Annotated in this window: 6 protein-coding genes; all 6 read left to right on the forward strand. The window is 48.7% G+C overall.

Annotated features, from left to right (window positions below; genetic code table 11):
- Window positions 1-41: 41 nt before the first annotated feature.
- The 6 genes from ASC93_RS30735 to asnB all read left to right on the forward strand — a co-directional run bounded on the left by ASC93_RS30735 (window position 42) and on the right by asnB (window position 22,079).
- Window positions 42-11,381 carry a non-ribosomal peptide synthetase gene (locus ASC93_RS30735; RefSeq protein WP_157201893.1) on the forward strand — a complete coding sequence of 3,780 codons (11,340 nt, stop codon included), beginning with the start codon at window positions 42-44 and terminating at the stop codon, window positions 11,379-11,381.
- A 26-nt stretch (window positions 11,382-11,407) separates the two neighbouring features.
- Window positions 11,408-14,821 carry a non-ribosomal peptide synthetase gene (locus ASC93_RS29790; protein ID WP_082547985.1) on the forward strand — a complete coding sequence of 1,138 codons (3,414 nt, stop codon included), beginning with the start codon at window positions 11,408-11,410 and terminating at the stop codon, window positions 14,819-14,821.
- A gap of 112 nt (window positions 14,822-14,933) precedes the next feature.
- Window positions 14,934-16,787, forward strand: coding sequence for a non-ribosomal peptide synthetase (locus ASC93_RS29795; RefSeq protein WP_082547986.1), 1,854 nt, complete (start codon window positions 14,934-14,936; stop codon window positions 16,785-16,787).
- 85 nt (window positions 16,788-16,872) lie between these two features.
- A complete protein-coding gene (locus ASC93_RS30740) occupies window positions 16,873-18,567 on the forward strand; it encodes a 7-cyano-7-deazaguanine synthase (protein WP_162251866.1) in 1,695 nt (564 codons plus the stop codon).
- A gap of 70 nt (window positions 18,568-18,637) precedes the next feature.
- The gene (gene ectB, locus ASC93_RS29800) at window positions 18,638-19,912 is read left to right on the forward strand and encodes a diaminobutyrate--2-oxoglutarate transaminase (RefSeq protein ID WP_082547987.1); all 1,275 of its coding nucleotides are present in this window, start codon (window positions 18,638-18,640) and stop codon (window positions 19,910-19,912) included.
- A gap of 304 nt (window positions 19,913-20,216) precedes the next feature.
- Window positions 20,217-22,079, forward strand: a complete 1,863-nt coding sequence (gene asnB, locus ASC93_RS29805; protein WP_082547988.1) for an asparagine synthase (glutamine-hydrolyzing) — start codon at window positions 20,217-20,219, stop codon at window positions 22,077-22,079.
- Window positions 22,080-22,097 lie beyond the last annotated feature (18 nt).

The following is a 22,097-nucleotide window of genomic DNA, read 5'->3' on the forward strand; positions in this document are numbered from 1 at the left end:
ATCATGTCTCATTGCGGAAAAGCTCAATAAAAAACGGAAATATGGACGGCAATAATCAAATAGAAACCACATCCCCGGTGGGGGCGGTAGAAACTTCCATCGCAGCGGTCTGGCGTCAAGTCCTATGCCTTTCGAATATTGGGCGAAACAATAGCTTTTCTGAGCTCGGAGGTAATGCGGAAAGCGCTAAGCAAGCCGCAACTCAGATAAATAGACTTTTTCAAGTCAATTTGTCAGCCGGGCTCATTGCGGGGGCGAATTCGCTATCCGAGCTAGCGAAAATCATACGAATTCACCAAAAACATCGTCTCACGCCAATTCGTAAGGTTTCACGTGATATCGCGTCTGATTTGTCGCTCTCGCAGCAGCGGCTCTGGTTTCTATCGCAACTGGACAACGCAAGTCGAGCATACAACGTACCAGTTGCGGTGCGACTGAAAGGTTATCTAAATACAAGGGCCTTGAATGATGCGATCTGTCATTGTATCGAGCGACATGAGATTTTAAGGACGCAGATAGTAGAAGTGTCCGGAGTCGGACTGCAAAGAGTTCTTCCCGACTTCGGAGGGTTTGAGCTCCAGTGCATCGACTTCACTCAGGAAGAGACGTCGGACAATATACAGCATCGACTGGATGCCCAGATGGTTGAAGAGGCGGCCGCACCTTTTGATCTGGAGACCCATTCTCCGATCCGAGGAAAGCTAATGAAAATAGCTGACGACGACCACATCTTAATGCTGACGCTGCATCATATCGCCGTTGACGGACGCTCAATGAGCCTGTTGAAGCAAGAAATTAGCCAACTCTATCTAGCGTTTTCAACCGGCGCAGCCAGTCCGTTGCGACCGCTTCAAATTCAATACGTCGATTATGCTGTCTGGCAACGGCAATGGTTGACCAAAGGTGGGCTCGCTAGTCAGCTAAATTATTGGCGAGATGTCCTGGCAAACGCCCCGCCAGTCCTTGAATTACCCACCGACCATGTGCGTCCCTCTAAGCAGGACTTTCACGGCCGTTCCATTGCAGTAGAGTTCGATTCTACGCTTTCGGCTCGTCTGCGATCTTTAAGTAAAAGCTGCGGCGTATCCTTATTTATGACCGTGCTGACTGGATGGGCAATCGTATTGGCAAAGATTTCAGGTCAGAGCGATATCGTAATCGGTGTTCCGGTGGCTAATCGCCAACGACCGGAAACCGAAGATATGATTGGGCTTTTCGTGAACACAATCCCCTTGCGTATCGTCTTGCCGAAGAGAAAAGCGATCGCGGAATTATTGGTTTCAGTCCGCGAAGCTATGCTTGATGCAAGCGAAAACCAAGATGTGCCTCTGGACCAAATTGTCGAATCAGTAAACCCGAATCGTAGTCCAGGTATCAGTCCGTTATTTCAAGTCGCTTTTGGATGGAAAGATGGCCAAGGGGTTCCCATTACTTTTCCGGGAGTAGAAGTTACCGAAATCGAAATCGAAGACAGGACCGCGAAATTTGATTTAACGTTAGAGCTGGAAGAGTCCGCAAAGGGAATTGCTGGTACGCTTAACTATGCATGTGCCTTATTCGACGCTGAAACAATTCGGCGTCATATCAGTTACCTCCGTCAGACGCTGACGATAATGGCAGCAGATCAACAGCACCTAGTCGACAATGTATCTTTGTTAACCGATTCTGAACGCCACACTGTTCTCGAAAAGTTCAACTCAACAGCTATTGATTTTCTTCGGAAAGATTGCGTGCATCAACTGTTCGAGGAGCAGGTCAGCACAAGTCCCAATAATGTCGCTTTGGTATTTTGCGAACAACAGCTTACATATAAAGAACTGAATGCAAAGTCAAATGAGTTAGCATATCGCTTAATCGCGGCAGGCATAGGTCCCGGACAGACGGTTGCGTTATTCTTTGAGCGAGGAATGGAATCGATAGTGAGCATGCTGGCCGCACTCAAAGCAGGTAGCGCTTATGTACCAATCGATTCAACTTATCCCATTGAGCGGATTGCCAATATTCTTGATGACAGTAAGCCTGCAGTGCTTCTTACGCACGGGCTCTTGAGGGACAGGGTTTTATCTATTGATACTCGAGTCCTAATAGTCGACCTCGATACCGAACCTGTTAGTTCGCATTGGGACAATAATCCGGTTGTGCCAGGACTTAGTTCATCTTCTTTAGCCTATGTTATATATACGTCAGGCTCCACCGGCCAACCTAAAGGCGTAATGATTGAACACCGCGGGGTGACCAATCTCGCGCTCACGCAACGACAACTCTGCAATATCGGATTGGCGAGCCGGATGTTGCAAGCCGGATCACTAAGTTTCGACATATCAGTATTCGAGTGCATGGTAGCGCTCTGCAACGGGGCTCGACTGTACTTGGCGACAACAGAACAATTGCGCCCTGGCGAGCCATTAAAGAGAACGCTGCAGCATAATCGGATCACTCATACTATATTGACGCCTAGCACGGTTGCCGCGCTGGGGAGCCCTGTTGGATTGCCCTTTTTAGAGGTCCTTATTATGGGCGGGGAAATATGCCCGCCAGAATTAGCACGTCGTTGGGGGAAAGCGACCAAGGTATTTAACGCCTATGGCCCCACTGAAATAACCGTTGTTGCGAGCATGTACGATTGTAATGCGCACACGGCTAGAGAAATATCCACGGTGCCTATCGGTACGCCAATATCTAACACCCGTATTTATATTTTGGACGGCGCCGGAAAACCTGTTCCAATTGGAACCGTAGGCGAACTCTATGTCGGCGGTGCGGGGGTCGCACGAGGCTATCTAAACCGCACCGATTTAACTGCCGAGCGATTCCCTTCGGATCCATTCTCTAATGAAGCCAATGCTGTGTTATATAAAACGGGCGATCTCGCCCGGTGGCTTTCGAGCGGGGTCCTAGAATATATTGGCCGCAACGATCAGCAAATAAAATTGCGTGGATTTCGAATCGAATTAAGTGAGGTGGAATCGAAGATCGCCGCGATTGGAGGGATTCGCGACTGCGCTGTAATATTGAGAGACGATTTTGTTGGCGAAAAGCGTATGGTCGCTTATGTGTGTCTAGAAAATGGCGCGGACATTTCGCCGCTCTCGATACGGACATGCTTACTTGCGACGCTACCTGACTATATGGTTCCGTCATCTTTTGTGACGCTGGAAAGTCTTCCACTGAATGTGAACGGAAAGCTCGATCGTCAGGCGCTGCCGGCGCCTGACGAAGTCGATTATGCGATCCAACGTTATGTTGCGCCAAGCACGCCTGAAGAGGAGATCCTGATAAGGATATATCGTGATGTACTACGCATTAACGCCGTAGGTGCGAACGATAGTTTCTTCGCTTTAGGTGGCCACTCCTTGCAAGCCACAAGATTGGCCGCCCGGATTCGCGAAGAATTCTCAGTGGAATTGCCGGTGCAGGTGGTGTTCGAAACACCCGTAGTCCGACCCCTCGCCGAACGTCTAAAAGCCCTGCAGGCGTCGGAACAGGGGACGCTTGTGCCACCGTTGACTGCGCAATTACGGGAAACTCGTTCGCCCGCTTCGTACGCACAGGAACGGCTCTGGTTTCTTGACCAACTGCATTCGGAAAACGCAGCTTACAACGTTTCGATCGCATTCCGACTTGAAGGAAAACTCGATATCGTGGCCTTGAAGGGTGCCTTGGCTTTATTGATCGAGCGGCATGAAACTTTGCGCACCCGCTTCGAGTCAACCTCCGGCGAGTGTTTTCAGGTCACGGAGGATATAGATAGGTTCGTATTAAGCAGTGTTGACCTAACTAGAATTCCCATCATGATGCGTCAGGGAGAAGCCCTACGCATTATGAAGGACGAAAGTACGAAGCGATTTGACCTGTCTAGTGCTCCGTTGTTCCGTGCCTGTGCGATTAAAGTCGACGAGTTCGATCACGTCCTAGTAATGACAACTCATCATATCGTATCGGACGGCTGGTCATTAGACATACTGTTGTCAGAATTTTCTGCTCTGTACAGTGCCTTTAGGGAAGGACGGCGGTCGCCTCTACCACCGCTCAGCGTGCAGTACGCAGACTACGCAATTTGGCAGCGGAGCTGGCTAAAAGGAGAGGTACTGAAAACTCAACTCGCCTACTGGAAGCAGCAGTTAGCCGGATCGCCTCCAGCTTTAGAGCTTCCAACAGATTTTCCGCGCCCGCCGATCTCGAGTAATCGCGGTGCGGTCATTTCGTTTGCAATATCAAAAGACGCGACGCTAGAGCTGACAATGTTAGCTAAGCGAGAAAGCGCAACCCTCTACATGGTAATGCTGGCGGCGTTCCAAGCCCTCTTATCTCGCTGGAGTCGGCAAGAAGACATTGTCGTCGGATCGCCTATCGCCGGACGCACTGTGCAGGCGACAGAAGGCCTAATAGGTTTCTTCGTGAATACTTTGGCCATACGATTAAATCTTTCTGGCAAGCCAAGCTTTGTCGAACTTCTTGCCCGGACGCGGAAGGCCGTGATCGCTGCGCAACACCACCAGGACGTGCCCTTCGAACGGGTAATACAGGAACTAGATGTCGACAGAAATCTTTCCCGTCATCCCTTGTTCCAGGTTATGTTTGCGTTTCAAAACATCTCGACAGTGAGCATGCAGCTTTCTGGCTTAACTGTCTCGAAATTGGCGACCCAACAAAAAGCGGTAAAGTTCGATTTGTCGATGAACATTACAGAAACCGACTTTGGATTGCGAGGGGAACTGGAATATTCTACTGAATTATTTGACAGCAATACAATGGAACGGTTTTTGGAGCACTTCAAAAATCTTATTGAAGGTATTGTCGCTGATCCGTATCGTTGCGTCGAAAGGTTTTCCTTGCTGAGCAGCCTGGAGCGTAGCCGTGTGCTAAAGGAATTTAACTCGACAGTCTCCCCGTATCCCGCCGATAAGTGTGTGCACCAATTATTTGAAGAGCAAGTATCACGTGCACCTGAAGCCGACGCAGTCGTATTTGAAGGACGCTCTTTAACTTATAAAGAACTGAATATTAAGGCCAACCAACTTGCGCATCATCTGATCTCGATAGGCGTAAAGTCAAATGACCGCGTAGGTTTGTACGTCGAGCGTGGCGTTACGATGATAACGGCTCTTCTCGGCATACTTAAAGCAGGCGCGGTTTATGTTCCTCTAGATCCGAACTATGCTATTGATCGTCTATCCTTCATGATCGACGACTGTAACCCTTCAGTATTATTGGTTCAAGAAAATCTGGTTGATCGCCTGCCAGTTAACAATACGACTAAGGTCGTAATAAACGCCGACTCGTCGTTTTCGGGAAATGCTAGTAACAATCCGGATGTCAAGCGGGTGCCGGTTACGCCAGAAGACCTCGCCTATATTATATACACCTCTGGTTCTACTGGAAATCCAAAAGGGGTAATGGTCCAGCACCGCAGTTTGGTGAACTATACTTGCGATGCAATAAAGTGGTTCACCCTTACCCAAAAGGACGTAGTGCTTCAACAAAACTCGCTAAATTTCGACCTTTCGTTAGAGGAAATTTTTCCCGCGTTGCTCTCTGGCGCAACGCTTGCGCCGACGGCAGAGCTATTTGGTACGAACGAATATCAGAGTCTTGCGCCGACGGTTGTCCACCTAACCGCGGCACATTGGCATCAATTAGTTTCTAAGTGGCAACAATCGACACTGAGTGCCTACACCGATCTTGGGAATGTACGTCTCGTCAATGTAACAGGCGACCTCCTTGCGGTAGGAATGGTTGAACTGTGGGAGCGCGTGAGACCTAAGCATGTCGTTTTGATAAATACTTACGGCCCGACGGAAACGACGATCTCCTGTACAGCGAGCTACGTGCGGACCAAAGGAGGAAGTCGCCGATATAACGTTGGCAAGCTATTCGCGAACTCGTCGATATACATTCTCGACCAGAATGCAGAACCGACACCAATTGGAGTCATCGGAGAGATCTATATTGGAGGCCCTGGAGTTGCACAGGGCTATTACAACCGGCCTGAGTTGACTGCAGAGAAGTTCTTGTTGGATACGTTTTGCTCAATAGACGGGGCTCGGATGTACAGGTCAGGCGACCTTGGGCGGTGGCTGCCAGACGGTAACGTTGAGTTTTTAGGCCGAAATGATTACCAAGTGAAGATACATGGGTTCCGCCTTGAACTCGGTGAAGTCGAGGCCAAGTTGCTGGGCTGCCCCGGTGTGAGTGAGGCGGTAGCAGTTGCGCGAGAAGATAAAGCAGGCGATAAGCAACTGGTTGCGTATGTCACGTGTAAAGACAATGCACACATCTCAGCAGCCACGCTACATGACGCGTTGGCACTCGTGTTGCCAGACTATATGGTGCCCAGCGCATTCGTAATACTTACGGAGTTCCCGCTGACGCCGAATGGAAAGCTAGATCGCAGGGCGTTGCCAGCACCGAATCAGGCTGCGTTCGTGATAAGAGAATATGTGCCACCGATCGGCGCTGTAGAGAGCGAGGTCGCCTCAGTATGGGGAGAGCTCCTGCGGTTAGAACGCGTTGGAAGGCACGATCACTTCTTCGATCTCGGCGGCCACTCACTCCTGTCAGTTCGAGTCATATCACGCTTAAGGCAGAGTCTGGGGGTGGACATCTCGTTGCGCGATGTTTTCGCCTTTCCGGTTATGCACAAACTTGCACAGGTCATTGCGGATCGGAAAAGTCTGCCCGATGACGAAATAGTCTCAGTTGATCGAAATCACCCGCTTCCGCTATCGCCGGCGCAGCGGCGCTTATGGTTCCTCGACCAACTGGACCAGGCAGCAGGCACGGCTTATAACATACCCATTAGGCTTCGATTGGACGGTGAGTTGCACTTAAAGAGTTTGCAAGAGGCCTTGGATCGCTTAGTCGCAAGGCATGAAACGCTGCGCACACGCTATGTTAATACGAATGAAGACGTACATCAGGTAGTCGGACCGGAGACCACCGGTTTCAACCTTCTTTATCGTGATCTGAGCGCCTTGTCGACCGTTTGTCAAAATGAAGAGTTAGACTCAATCGGCAAGACCGATTTGGCAAAACGTTTCGACTTGGAAAACGGTCCCTTAATCCGCGGCCAATTGCTTCGCTTATCGGAAGCATCGCACGTGCTACTGATTACTCAACACCATATCGCGTCCGATGGCTGGTCTCTCAACATATTTCTTCAAGAGCTTGCTGCACTTTACGAAGCAAGAGAGAAAGGGACGAGCGAACTGCTGCCCAACCTGCGGATCCAGTACGCCGACTACGCGATTTGGCAACGTAAGCGTCTAGAAGGCGATGCATTGAAGGATCAGCAAAAATTTTGGTTAGACCGCTTAGCTGGCGGACCGGCAGTGTTGGACCTGCCGACCGATCGTCCGCGTCCACCAATTCAGTCGTATCGTGGCGGCTTCGTTGAGTTGTCACTGCCTGATGACCTAATCGCTGAGCTCAGGCGCTATAGCCTGCGTCACGACGTCACCTTGTTCATGACTTTGCTCACTGGATGGGCGGTGCTGATTTCGCATCTTTCAGGCGAGCGTGACCTCGTGATTGGGGTCCCAGTTGCAAATCGTTTGCGCGCCGAATGTGAAGTGTTGATCGGCCTTTTCGTCAACACTCTTCCCCTGCGCATACAAATAGACGAAAACTGGACCACTGCCGAATTTCTTTCACGGGTAAAGGACTTCACTACGGCAGCCTATGAAAATCAAGAGCTACCGTTCGAACAAATTGTTGAGTTATTGAATCCTCCACGTAGTCTCAGCTACAACCCGGTTTTCCAAGTCATGTTCTCCTTGGATAATTCGCTAGGTGGCGCAGGGTTAAGCGCAAACTTGCCGGACTTAACTATCCGCAGCTTGCCTCAAATCCAGGGAACAGCGAAATTCGATTTGACGTTAGCACTAGACGACCAAGGTGCGACAGTACGCGGGCATTTGGTGTTCGCAAGTGACCTGTTTGACCGCGCGACCGCTGAGCGTATAGCGAGTCAGTTTCAAGACATTTTGGTTGCCATGGTTGAGAATGAAAATCAGACATTGGACCGAATCAATGTTTTCACACCTAACGAGCTGAACTACAGCGTTAACAAGGGTACAGGCGCTACACCGAGCGGCGAAAGTGGAAGGAAGAACTTAGGGCACACCTGGAGTGTCGATCAGACTACATATCCAAGGCACAAGCAAATTCACGAATTGTTTGAATACATTGCGGGTCACTCACCGGACGACATTGCAGTGGTTTGCCAAGACGAAAAGCTGAGGTATGGAGAAGTCAACGAGCGCGCTAATAGGCTAGCGCACTACTTAAGAAACCTCGGGGTTGACTCGGATAATCCAGTAGGATTATGCGTCGAAAGAGGTTTCGATATGATCATCGGCATGTTAGCCATACTTAAGGCCGGAGGCGCTTACGTGCCACTTGACTCTGAGTATCCTCAACATCGTCTATCGTATATGATTGGCGACAGTGGCATTAAGGTAATTCTTACACAGGGAGCACTTAAAGAGAAAATTGGCGGTGCGCTTGAAGTCGAGCCTAATTCAGCGTGTGTGATGATTAGCCTCGATGCTGTCGAGTTTCAGAAGACGATCGCCAAATACTCGACACAAAATCCCGGAAATACACGAGAGAAATCGTCGAATAAACTAGCGTATGTAATTTATACATCAGGCTCGACCGGCGAACCTAAAGGAGTTATGGTCGAGCATAGCGGAGTCGTTCGCCTCGCGATTAAACCGTCATATGTCCAGTTAAATGATGACTCCGTATTCATTCAACTTTCGTCCATATCGTTCGACGCGGCGACATTTGAAGTGTGGACTGCTTTACTTAACGGAGCTAGATTAGTTCTATATCCATATAAGAACATAGATATTAACTTGGTAAACGAGCAGATAAGTAAGCATTCCGTCACGGTGGCCTGGTTTACCTCCGGACTCTTTGAGCAGTGGAGCTATCAATCGGCAACTTGCAATTCGCTGCGTACCGTTATCGCCGGGGGCGATGTCGTCAATCCACTTGCAGTCCGACGGGTGTACGCGCGGTTGCCGAGCGTCCTTGTGGTGAATGGATACGGCCCGACGGAAAACACGACCTTCACTTGTTGCTATCCCGTTCCCCGAACGTTCGACGATACGTCTCCACTGCCAATCGGAAAGCCAGTAGCCGGTACAAATATCTACGTCGTCTCGAAGAATAACCAACTAGCACCGTTCGGCGTGCCAGGAGAATTATATGTTGGCGGAGACGGAGTCGCGCGAGGATATCTGAACAGGCCAGCCCTTACTGAAGCTTGCTTCGTCACAAATTCATTTTATGAAGCGGACAGGCAGATAGGAGACCAACGGCTATACAAGACGGGTGATCTTGTCCGTTATCTACACGACGGAAATTTGGAATATATCGGACGGTCGGACGACCAAGTTAAGATCCGCGGATTTAGGATCGAATTACGCGAGATAGAATTTCACCTCGCTCAATATGGAGAAATACGCACGGCAGCGGTATTGGCTAGACAAGACGATTCCGGTGACAAAAAATTGGTCGCGTACGTCACTCTCACTAGCGTCATACATAACGCTGGTCGCCACGATGTAGTCGGCAGGATCAAAAGCTATCTACAATCGCGTCTTCCAAACCATATGGTACCGGGCTTCTATATGATCTTGGACGAGCTGCCGTTGACGCCGAACGGGAAGGTAGACCGTAAGGCATTACCTAAACCGGATCATACAACGGTGTTAAGGCAGAGATATGAAGCGCCTGTTGGTGCGATCGAACTTGAGGTAGCGTTAGTCTGGCAAGAATTGCTGTGTATCGGGCACATTGGACGCAACGATCATTTTTTCGAACTGGGCGGACATTCTCTTTTAGCGTTTCGCGTAATCTCCCGCCTGGCACAACGGTTGGGAGTAACAGTATCTGTAAAAGATCTATTCGCGAACCCAATCTTAGAATTCTTCGCGCGTACGATAGCTGAACATAAAAATTCATTGGAACTGAAAATTTTAGGGGCTGAAAGAGCCCAGCCAATTCCGTTATCTTCAGCTCAGCAAAGAATGTGGTTCTTACATCATTTAGACACGGCGGCTAGCGTTGCGTATCACATGCCGGCTGCACTACGCCTACGGGGGCGGCTCAATATTATGGCGCTGAAGAGCGCGCTCGATTCGTTAGTCGCACGTCACGAAATGTTGCGGACAACTTTTGTTAATGACTGCGGGAATGTCCAGCAAATAATTGGTGAGCACAACAGCGGGTTCAATTTAAGCGTAGTCGATCTAACGTCGCTGTCGCCTCAACAAATAGAGGCCAAGGCGTCTGAAATTATGAACGACGAGGCAACGCGCCCATTTGATTTTGAAAAGGAATCAATGGTTCGCGGTAGGTTGTTAATTATGTCAAAAAACGAACATATTTTTTTGATTACTCATCACCACATCATATCCGACGGATGGTCGATAGCGGTGTTAAAGGAAGAGCTGTCGACCTTATATGATGCTTTTTGCAGAGGCAACACCGTATCTATGGCTTCACTGCCACTCCAATACGCCGACTACGCGATCTGGCAGCACAACTGGCTTCAAACTGAAGCTCCACGTCGACAGCTCGACTTCTGGAAATCTTATCTGGAAGGCGCGCCAGATCTGCTGAAACTTCCGACTGATCGCGTGCGGCCTAAAATCCAGCGTTATCGGGGCGGAGTGATCGATCTCCTGGTAACCCGGGAACTAACAGAAAATCTTCGAGACGTCAGTAGGCGTTATGGCGTTACGTTATTCACAACGTTATTGGCCGCATGGTCTATTCTCATGTCGAAGTTAAGTGGACAGGACGATATAGTCACGGGTGTTCCCGTTGCAAACCGACCGACAGTTGATTTGGAGCCACTAATCGGGTTTTTCGTAAACACGCTGGCGATACGTGTGTTTCTGGGCGGCGATCCAAAAGTAAGCGATCTGTTGGAGGGCGTCGGTGTAGTGGCGTCAGAAGCATTTTCGAATCAAGATATTCCGTTCGAAAAGGTAGTGGAGGCGATTCGGCCCACACGCAACCTAACCTATAGCCCTATCTTTCAAACGATGTTAACGATGAATAACGTGTTACACACTGTTCAGTTCACGCTAGGGAACATAGAAGTAAGGGAAATTGTACAGACACATGGGACATCCAAATTTGATCTTTACTTAGGTCTAACGGAGACTCCAAATTCTATCGAAGGCAGGCTCGAATACGACAGCGATTTATTTAGTGATGAAACGGCTAAACGGTTCGCCAGATACTATCAAGAAGTGCTTTCGCAAATTGCAAGCGAGCCCGGCGCGCGGCTGGGTGAGATAGAACTGATTTCTCGAACTGAAATCAACTCGGCCTTAGAGTCATTTAACGAAAAGCTTTAATTTAAAAATATTTATCGGAGGTAGGGATGGGCGGCAGAAATGACGATCTACTGAGTAGATATCGCCAGGCGATCTTGGCAAGTGAGAAAAGGTACACCCAAGGCGATAAGAATGCTATCCGCAGATACGTCCCTATCGTTCCTGTCGACCGAGCCGGACCGCTGCCACTGTCGAAGGGGCAACAACGGCTGTGGTTTCTTGATAAATTAGGTCAGGCCGCCCGAGTTGCATATCATGTAAGTGCCGGGATGAGTTTACGTGGACGTCTGAATTGCAAAGCGTTGAAAGAGGCGCTCGACAGAATCTTAGATCGTCATGAGATATTGCGTACTACATTTACGCTAATTGATGGGATCCCGACGCAAATAATCGGACCGATGCGGAGCGGTTTCCACTTGCGCACTCATGACCTTTGTAGCTTATCAGAGACCGAGCAAGAACTTGCGGCGCAAGAGATTATCGACGAAGACAGGGTGCAGCCGTTCGATCTGTCAATCGGACCTTTGATTCGTGGCATATTAATTAAGTTCTCGGAACATCGCCACATACTATTTATCTGCGCACATCATATAGTTATTGATGCTTGGTCCGGTGGAGTACTGATGACTGAGCTTTCAGCGCTCTACGGTGCATTTAACACCGGACTACCTGATCCGTTGCCGCCTTTAAAAATTCAATATGCAGACTTTGCAGTATGGCAGAATGAAAGAATTCAAGACGACCTTTTACAGAAGCAACTCGAGTTTTGGACAGCACATCTGAGCGGTGCGCCTGTACTTCTGGAGCTACCTGCCGACCGGTCGCGTCCCGAGACCCAAAGTTATAAAGGGAGTGTCGTCGTTTTTTCTTTTTCCAAAACTTTGACTTCCGAACTCCGACGCTTGAGTAAGCGGCACGACGTAACCTTATTTACAGCAATCCTCGCAGGATGGTCAATCTTGCTTTCAAGGTTAAGCGGTCAGAAAGACATCGTGACAGGTGTGCCAGTCGCGAACCGACAGCGCGCCGAGCTCGAGCCGCTGATCGGTTTTTTCGTGAATACATTGGCATTACGCGTACAACTTCACGATGACCCAACCGTGTCCAAACTTTTGACACGAGTCCGATCGATTACGTATGACGCTTACTCGAATCAGGATATTCCGTTCGAGCTTGTTGTCGAAGCGCTTAATCCACCGCGCAGCATGGCGCATAGCCCAATTTTCCAAGTCATGCTTGCAATGGAAAACGTACCACGTGAGCCCTTTACACTTCCAGAACTTGAAGCAAGCAGCGTTCTAGATGATCGCGGAGTTCCTCAATTTGATATATCTCTGTCATTGAGCGAAAAGGGCGAGGAGATAAAAGGGCATCTTGTATTTGCTAGCGACTTGTTCGATAAAGAAACGGTCGAGAGAATCTGCGAACAGCTTGAAACTGTTTTGCTCGCAATGGCAAACGACGACAGCCGGCGAGTTAGCGAAATACCGATTTTGCCTATCAAAGAACGGCAGAGAATTTTGTTCGACTTTAACGATACTACGAAGACTATACCAAATGATCTGTCGATTTATGAACTGTTCCAAGATCAGGTCAGAAGGCACTCGAAGACGATTGCTGTACTCGACGACGAAAAGCAGCTCAGCTACTTCGAACTTAACGACCGTTCGAACCAATTGGCGAGATATTTGATCAAGCAAGGCATTCAGCCGGACGACCGCGTGGCGGTCTGTATGCGCCAGGGTGTTGACTTGGTGGTGGGCCTTTTAGCGATTTTGAAGGCCGGAGGAGCTTACGTTCCGGTAGATCCTTGCTATCCAAGTGAACGTATTCGACACATGATCGAGGATGCGCAGCCAAAACATATGTTGACGAACACCGAGTTTGTGCCGCAACTCAGTGACGCCTTGCCGACATTTTTGTTCGATGATTTTGCGTGTCAGGTTGCATTATCAAAATACTCAAGAGATAACATCGAAATTTGCGAATCTAAATTTAGACCGGCTCCAACAAATTTGGCGTTTGTTTTATTCACATCTGGGTCAACCGGACGGCCAAAAGGCGTCGGATTAGAAATTAGAAGCGTGGTGCACTACTTAGTATGGGCGGCCCAGTATTACAAAATTAGAGAGGAATCCGTCTGTCCGATCACGACGTCGATGTCTTTCGACGGAATCATAATGAGCGTACTGCTGCCGCTTCTTTCTGGCGCAACAGTTTATTTCCCGTCGGAGCCGATAGACGCCTTGGTGACCGGGGCAAATTCGAAAAAGCCGTTTGGCTTTATGAATACTACCAATAGTCAGCTCAGCGTCGTGTTATCGAAGATTCCTCAAGAAAACTTGCCTTACCTAAGCGAGGTCATAGCTGTCGGCGGAGAATTACTTAGCGAATTGACTCTGCAGGCGTTCCGTAAATATGAAATCAAGCCGCGGCTCATCAATGATTACGGACCGACCGAGACTACCGTGTCAAGCACGGTTTTTGACGTGTTTAGTGAAGCTCCGCGTAGTGACGGATACGTTCATGTAGGGCGGCCGATTTGGAATACTCGAATCTATATTTTAGATGCAAGGCGTCAACCAGTTCCGATTGGTGTAGTCGGTGATGTCTTTATTGGTGGCGCAGGATTGGCAAGAGGATATTTCAATCGTAATGACTTGACAGCTGAGCGATTCGTAGAGGACCCATTTTCTTTCGAAAAAAACGCTCGTATGTATCTCACTGGCGACGTCGGAAGATGGTTGCCTGACGGTAACCTGGAAATCCTCGGACGCAATGATTTTCAGGTGAAAATACGCGGATTTAGGGTGGAGTTAGGCGAAATCGAGTCGCATTTACTTAAAAACCAGGCTATAAAACAGGCGGTTGTTTTTCCTCGCGATGATGGACTCGAGCACAAGCGGCTTGTTGCCTATATTGTATTGCAACCCCATCTCAAGCTTGGGTCAAGCCAAGATCATGTCGAAAACATGTCTTGTCTTGATCATGCCGTGATGTCCGTACAAGAACACGGATGTAGTTGCGATCATTCGTTCGCGTCAAATTCCCCCAGCGACTTGATCGCTAGCATTCGTTCCAGTCTTCTGACTGCGTTGCCTGAATATATGGTGCCTTCAGCGTACGTCATCCTTGATGAATTGCCACTAACGTCAAACGGAAAGGTCAACTGGAAAGCACTGCCGGCACCGGGGCGGTCGTCGATAATTACAAGAAATTATGAAGCTCCCATAGGCGAAACGGAGCGAGCCATTGCCACGATATGGAAAAACCTCCTGGGTTTAGAGCGCATAGGAAGGCACGACACGTTCTTCGAACTGGGCGGCCATTCTCTATTGGCGGTGCGGATGATTTCTGTCATCAGAAACAATTTAGGGGTCGATCTCGTTTTGCGAGACCTCTTCCGGCAGCCAACCGTTCGGGGACTCGCTCAAAAGGTTCTCGATAAGGAAGCAGTTTAGACTGAATGCTGGTCTCGACGTCGCCGCTGAGAAACTGCCTGACCGCCGAGCCTTTGACCGGAACAGCTTGGCGCATTCAAGAGCGGCGAATTACTTGACGTAAAAATAGAGGATGATGATGACTTTCGATATTTGTAAGACCTTCGCATCGGTGGTAGCGCAAAGCAGTGACGCGATAAGCATCCAGATGCTTGGCCGCGAGATAACATATTTGGAATTGGATCAATGGTCCAATGGTGTCGCGTCCACGCTAATCGGCTTGCCGAATGCTGCGGAACAATCGGTGGCGATAGCATCCAGAAACAGACTTAACGTCATTGTGGCGATGCTCGGTGCACTCAAGGCCGGCGTTGTATTTTCGTTCGTCGATCCAGATTTGCCAACGCCTAGGCGCAACGCCTTGATGGGCCTGCTCAACCCTGTTGCGGTCCTCGTGGACTCGTGCGACAACGGCGAATTGCAACTGCCAGTAGATATCGGGGCTGCATTCATCGAGATCGATAACGTCCCTCATGTCAAAGATGTGGTGTATCGAGATCGCGATGCTGACGCGCCTTGCTACGTATATTTCACTTCGGGTTCCACAGGGGAACCAAAAGGCGTTGTTGGGCGTTACAAGGCAATTGGTCACTTCGCAGCTTGGGAAGTAGAAGAGCTTGGTCTGGATCACACTGTACGAACGTCTCAGCTCACAAATCCGTCTTTTGACGCAATACTTCGAGATATTTTCACTCCTCTCAGTGTGGGCGGTAGAATTTGTATTGCGCCGATAGATATCAAAGCCGAAGGCGTACGATTTGCCCGGTGGCTAAGCGACTCCGGTGTCACTCTTCTTCATACGTTGCCTTCCTCGCTACGAGTTCTTATGCGGGCTGTCCAAGCCGAGGGAGTATTCCTCGAAAATCTTAAGCACGTTTGCGTCGCTGGTGAGGCCCTTCTTCCGGTCGACGTAGAATGGTTTTTTAGGCTGTTCAATAATCGCGTCGAGTTGCGAAATCTTTACGGCCCGACCGAGACTACGATGGTCAAGCTATGTCATCGAGTCCAGCGAGAAGACGCATACAAAGCCACGGTACCGATCGGAAAACCGATTCAGGGAGCGCGCGCCGTTGTCTTGGATGATCGTCTAAAGCCTGTTGGGAAAGGCGTGTTAGGCGAGATATTCATCCGTACTCCCTTTAGGTCGCTTGGCTATTTGAATCGTCCAGACCTGACAGCTAAGGTTTTTATCGCGAATCCGCTCACCGACGACCCAGCGGACATAATCTATCGCACCGGCGATCTTGGACGAATGCTGATCGACGGTGCGCTGGAGTTTGCGGGACGACGGGACCGCCAGGTAAAAATTGACGGTGTCCGGGTCGAATTAGAAGAGATTGAGAACATAATTAGAAAAAGCCCCGCCGTTGTAGACGTTGCGGTAACTTACACCTCTAATGATGAGGACCGTGGTGAATTAGTGGCGTATATAGTTCTAGATTTCGAGATGTCGACGGATGAATTGAGAAAATTTTTGCTCAGTCGGGTTCACTCAACAATGCTCCCATCCAAGTTTATCGTCGTGCCATCGCTCCCTCGGACTGTTACCGGTAAGATAGATTTCGGAAAATTGCCTTCGCCGTCGAATATGGAGGTGGATGCTCCATACATAGCGCCGCGAAATCCGCTGGAGGAAGCAGTGGCAACAATTTGGATTGAGCTGTTGCACCTGGATAAGGTAAGTATAGATGCACATTTCTTTTCGCTTGGCGGCCACTCGTTGGTGGCGATGCAGGTGCTCTCCCGTATCGAAGCAACCCTTTCGATCAACATATCGGTAAGGGATTTCTTGGTTCAACCGACGGTACGAGGACTCGCCGAAAAGATCTCGGAACAGATGGTCGCGTTTATCGAAATGAACGGTGATGAATTCGATTACGTAGCTGGGAGAAAAGACGAAGAGTCCGCGCGCGGAGACAACATTTGATCTGTACTCATTTCGTATGGTCGGCGCAAGCCGCTCGGATAGCGGAATCTTCCGATTATTGTTTATCATTTTTGAGTCCCTTACTGTGAGCCAAAATCTCGAGAAATTTTTTAATCGTTGTGTGCGATGTGGTATCTCATCTGCGGCAGAGGGAATTCGTTTAAGCGAAAACGGGGTCTGTACCGAATGCAAGGTATATGATGAACATAAGGACTTTTTCGACGCATATTTTAAGAACTACTCTGAGCTGCAAGACATTCTTGAGCAGGCCAAGTGGCGCAGTCGTTCGGAGTATGACTGTATTCTTCTATATAGCGGGGGTAAAGACTCGACATACGTATTGTACAAGTTGAAAGAGTTGGGGCTGAAACTGCTAGCCTTCACTTTTGATAATGGTTTTATATCTCGACAAGCGATTGATAATATCAATGATATTACGGCCGAATTAGGGGTTAAATCTGTAATTTTTACCCATGCTGAGATGAACGAGGTTTTCAAAGAAAGCCTTCAGAAATATAGTACCGTGTGTAAAGGCTGTTTCAAGGCCATACTAGATTTAAGCCTTTCGCTCGCAGACGATTTAGGCATCGAAACTATAGTGACTGGACTGTCAAGAGGGCAAATTGCAGAGGAGCGACTCAAGTTTTTCTTGAGTTGCGATATTGTCGATCCAGCGCTCGTGGATAAAAAGCTTAAGGAAGGTCGATATATATATCACGTGACTGAACGGTTTAAAGGGCTTGATGGGGAAAAGTTCTTGGACGGAGTCGCGACGGAAAGGGTTCAATTAATAGATTTTTTCCGCTACAGCGACGTTAGTAAGGCGGCTATCTATGATTTTTTGAAGATGCGCAGCCTTCGTTGGACACAACCCAGTGATACAGGTTTTTGTTCCTCGAACTGTATGATTAATGATGTCGGTGTTGCGGTACACAAGATCGAAAAAGGATATTCTAATTATGAAGTACCCACAGCATGGGAAGTACGGCTAGGACATTTAAGCCGCGCTGAAGCTTTAGCAGAATTGGTTGGAGTATCTAACGCCAGACGTGTCCAGCAAATCTTGCGCCATATAGGATATCAGCCGCGTCAGCGAATTCTGGGGTCGGAGACTAAAACTGGTCAAAATTTCGAGTTGGGGACTCAAATTGTCGATAGTCAGGGGTCGCTTCGCAAGGAGAGTGCCGAAAGCAATATGATTCCCGGAAGAAATTCGAGAAAACAACTTAAATCGGATGGCTCGCCTGATGAACAGAAGGCCAGCTGGCCCTTTGGGGAATGGATACATCGGTCCTTTGTAGCTAATCGAGCAATGAACCGAAAAATATTTGCGCAGGCCCTCTTCCAGCTAATCGTGCGACACAGAACGCTTCAATTGGAGTTTTCCTTTGGAGGTTCTGGTTGGGATCAATTTTTCTCATTTCCGACCCCTCTGCCTCTTACGTTTGTGGATTTATCAAAATATTCTGTCGATCAGTATGCTGAGGTAACTGTGGCGATGGCGGGAAGAATATTTACTGAATTGACGGGCGCACAGCGAGGCAGGATATTTCGAATGGTGGTTTTTACGCATGCGGATCGTATTGGCTGTGACCTCGTAATCTTTTCGAATAGTTCCGTGAGTGACGTCCTGCCTTGGTCAAATCTGATCGATGACCTTAACGAGCTATACCGCGTACTGATGAAGCAACACGATTCTGCTGAAGAAATAATCGGTGGGAAATGTGATAATGAAGATGGGGACTTGATTGTTGATTCGTTGCGCGAGCGGATAAGTTAAAACGAACATGTCCTCACCCAAGAAAAAGCCACTACATCGAAAAAAGCGACATTGTAATTAAACGAACCATATGACAAAGAGATTGACTGCTGATCGCCCCGACGTATATGAAAGACACGAATCCAATGTTCGGTACTATTGTAGGAATTTAGGTCTAGAATTTTCGCATGCAAAAAATGCGACCATATTTTCTTCGTGCGGGCGTACGTACATCGATATGCTATCGGGCTGCGGTTCTTTAAACTACGGGCATAATGATCCGGATATGAAGGCAGCGCTCGTTGATTACATAAATTCTGACGGTATATCGCTTTCACTTGACTTTCATTCTCTCGCAAAAACTCGTTTTATCGGTGCGTTCGTATCTTATATCCTCCAACCACGAGGGCTGGAGTATAAACTGCAGTTCACCGGCCCAACAGGAACGAATGGAGTGGAGGCAGCATTAAAGCTTGCAAGGAAGGCTACTGGAAGACGCAATGTTATTGCTTTTACGAACGGTTTTCACGGTATGTCGCTAGGTGCGCTCGGCGTAACCGGTAATTCCTTTCATCGTCGCGCCGCGGGGACTAGCATGGCTGACGTATCGCGAGTACCGTATGACGGCTATTTTTCAGATGGCGCAAGTGCTGCGCAGTTCTTGGATATCGTGCTAGCAGACCCGTCCAGTGGTTTTGATGTGCCAGGAGCGATAATCCTGGAAATCGTGCAAGGTGAGGGGGGGCTCAACACGGCCTCAGTCGAATGGTTGCGGCGGGTTCGTGAAATCGCGGACAAATATGGCGCCATTCTTATCGTGGATGACATTCAGGCCGGCTGTGGACGCACCGGAACTTTTTTTAGTTTTGAGGGAACTGGGGTGGTGCCAGATATAGTCGTCCTAGCAAAATCGCTGTCGGGCTTTGGTATTCCGATGTCTGCGGTGCTTATAAGGCCTGAGCTTGACATATGGGCGCCAGGCGAACACAACGGAACGTTCCGAGGGAATAACCATGCGTTTGTTACCGGCGAAGTTGCGATCCGTAAGTTCTGGTCTGACGATTCGTTCGAGCAAGCAGTCTTTGAGAAGTCGCGGGTGCTCGAAATGGCAATCGATGACATCGCGTTGAAGGTCGGGGGGTATTCGAAAGGCAGGGGGATGATGCGTGGATTAGGAGTGCCGTCTCCAGAAATTGCGAAGGCTATCCAAGAATTTTCGCTGCGCAATGGACTAATTTTGGAGCGTTGTGGACCTCGCGACGAAGTAGTCAAATTGATGCCGCCACTGACCATTAATATGCATGTTCTTAAAGAGGCTATTGGCCGATTTTCCGATTCGTGTTTAAGCGCTTGCAAGATCAATTGAGTTCCAAGGTTATCGATGCAAATGAGTGTAGTGTTAGATGCGCGCGCATGCTATGTAGTAGCCGCGCTGTTTGTAAGTCGGCGCTATCGCGAAAATCGCATATGTCGGCAGTTGGTGTGATAAGTATGTCGCCATGCTACCGACCTCCTCAATGATCAGCTGGCGTCGTGATAAGCATGGATGGGAGCGTGTTATCTCTATATGTCTCGGACGAATAAGAACATGCTGACACGTCGATCCAATGTTTTAGGTTTTGACGCAACATATATGCAGGTATTTGAGGTTGTAGATTTCGGGGGTGAGAATGTGTGGAATTGCCGGAATTTTTGACCTGTCGGGTCAAGAATGTCCTGATTTGGAAATATTTTTAGCAATGCTAAATACATTGCAACATCGGGGGCCGAACGGATCCGGCACCGCTAGACACGGCCCTTTAGTCATGGGAACGAGAAGGTTAGCCTTGGTGGATGTCAATGGCAGCGATCAGCCGCTATACAACGAAGATCGGAGCGTGATACTTGTTGGGAATGGCGAGATATTCAATTATGAAGAGCTTAGGGCTGATCTAATTAAGAATGGTCACGTGCTGTCCACAAACGGAGATCTTGAAGTCGTTGTGCATCTATTTGAAGATTATGGAATTGAGTGCGTAAATCGTTTAAATGGTCAGTTCTCACTCGCCATATACGATGTAAAGAATAATGAATTGCACTTAGTGAGAGATCAATTTGGCGTTGTGCCTCTTTTCTATGGAATCTTTTCTGGCAATTTGGTTTTCGGTTCCGAAATTAAGGCTATACTTCGGCATCCGTCTGTGGTGCGCAAGGTTGACCTTACTGGATTAGATCAAATCATTTCCTTTCCAGGGTTGGTGAGTCCGCGTACGATGTTCGCCGGTATTTCAGCTCTTAAGCCAGGACATCGTCTTGTTGTAAAGAACGGCAACATTAAGGAAGTCGAGTATTGGGACTTAAATTATCCAAGTATTGATCATCAATACGACTGGGTCGGAAAACAGGAACTAGTGGATGAATTTTTAGGACATTTCGACAATGCGGTTCGATTGCGAATGCGAGCTGACCGTCCCGTCGGATTATATTTAAGTGGCGGGCTGGATTCGTCACTAGTTGCGTCTTCGATGCGAAATATTGCAGCTTCCGGCAGCATTAAATCTTTTTCGATTGTGTTTCCTGAATCTCGAACCCTCGATGAACGTCGCTTCCAGCTTTTAGTGGCTCGACAGTTTGAGCTTGAGCATATTGAGGTGCCGTTCTACGACGCTGATATCGGAAAACACCTGGTTGATATCGTTAGGCATTCTGAATGCCCACTCAAGGAAACGTATAATGCATGTTCCTTCGCGCTTTCAAAGGTAGCGGCGAATTCAGGTGTGCCAATAGTGCTCGGTGGTGAAGGCGCCGATGAATTGTTTGGTGGTTATCCCGGGTATCGGTTCGACGCAATGTCTCATCAATTAGCGGCGGAGCTAATCGACGAGAATGAAGCTAAAGCCCGTAGTCGTTTGTGGGGGCACTCGGCCGTGCGGTACGAAAGGCGCTACCATGAATTTGGGCGCTGGCGTAGGCGCTTTTATTCCGATGCTGTCCTGAACGAATTCGATAAAATCGACTGCTTGGCTACTCCGCCTTTACGTGCCGACAGGTTGGACAGGCGACATCAGGTTCATCAGCGCTCGTATATCGATATTAAGCTAAGGCTGGCTGATCATCTCTTGGGAGACCACGGTGACAGAATGGGAATGGCTAACTCCGTGGAGGGAAGATTCCCGTTCTTGGATAAACATATGGTCGCGTTCGCCAGGTCGATTAGTCCCGACCTAAAGGTGAATGGGCTAGACGAGAAGGTAATCGTTAAGCTTGCTGCATCCCGAAGAATTCCGCAAGAAGTCGTGCGGCGCGAGAAATTTGGCTTTCGCGCACCGGGAAGTCCGTCTTTGCTAAAAGTGGTCAATCCATACATCGAGGAGTTACTTGATAGCCGGAGGATTGAGAAACAGGGATACTTCAATGCGGCAGAGATTAATAAGTTAGTTGAGGATACTAGGAAAAACGGATCGAAATTCAATCCGCATGCCCAAGATGACTTGCTGCTCATCGCGATAACTTTCGGTGTCTTTCTCGACGTCTTTAATATGCCTGATCTTTGAATATGGCCATCGACCTTG

The organism is Massilia sp. Root335, assembly GCF_001425685.1.
Lineage (GTDB): Bacteria > Pseudomonadota > Gammaproteobacteria > Burkholderiales > Burkholderiaceae_D > Telluria > Telluria luteola.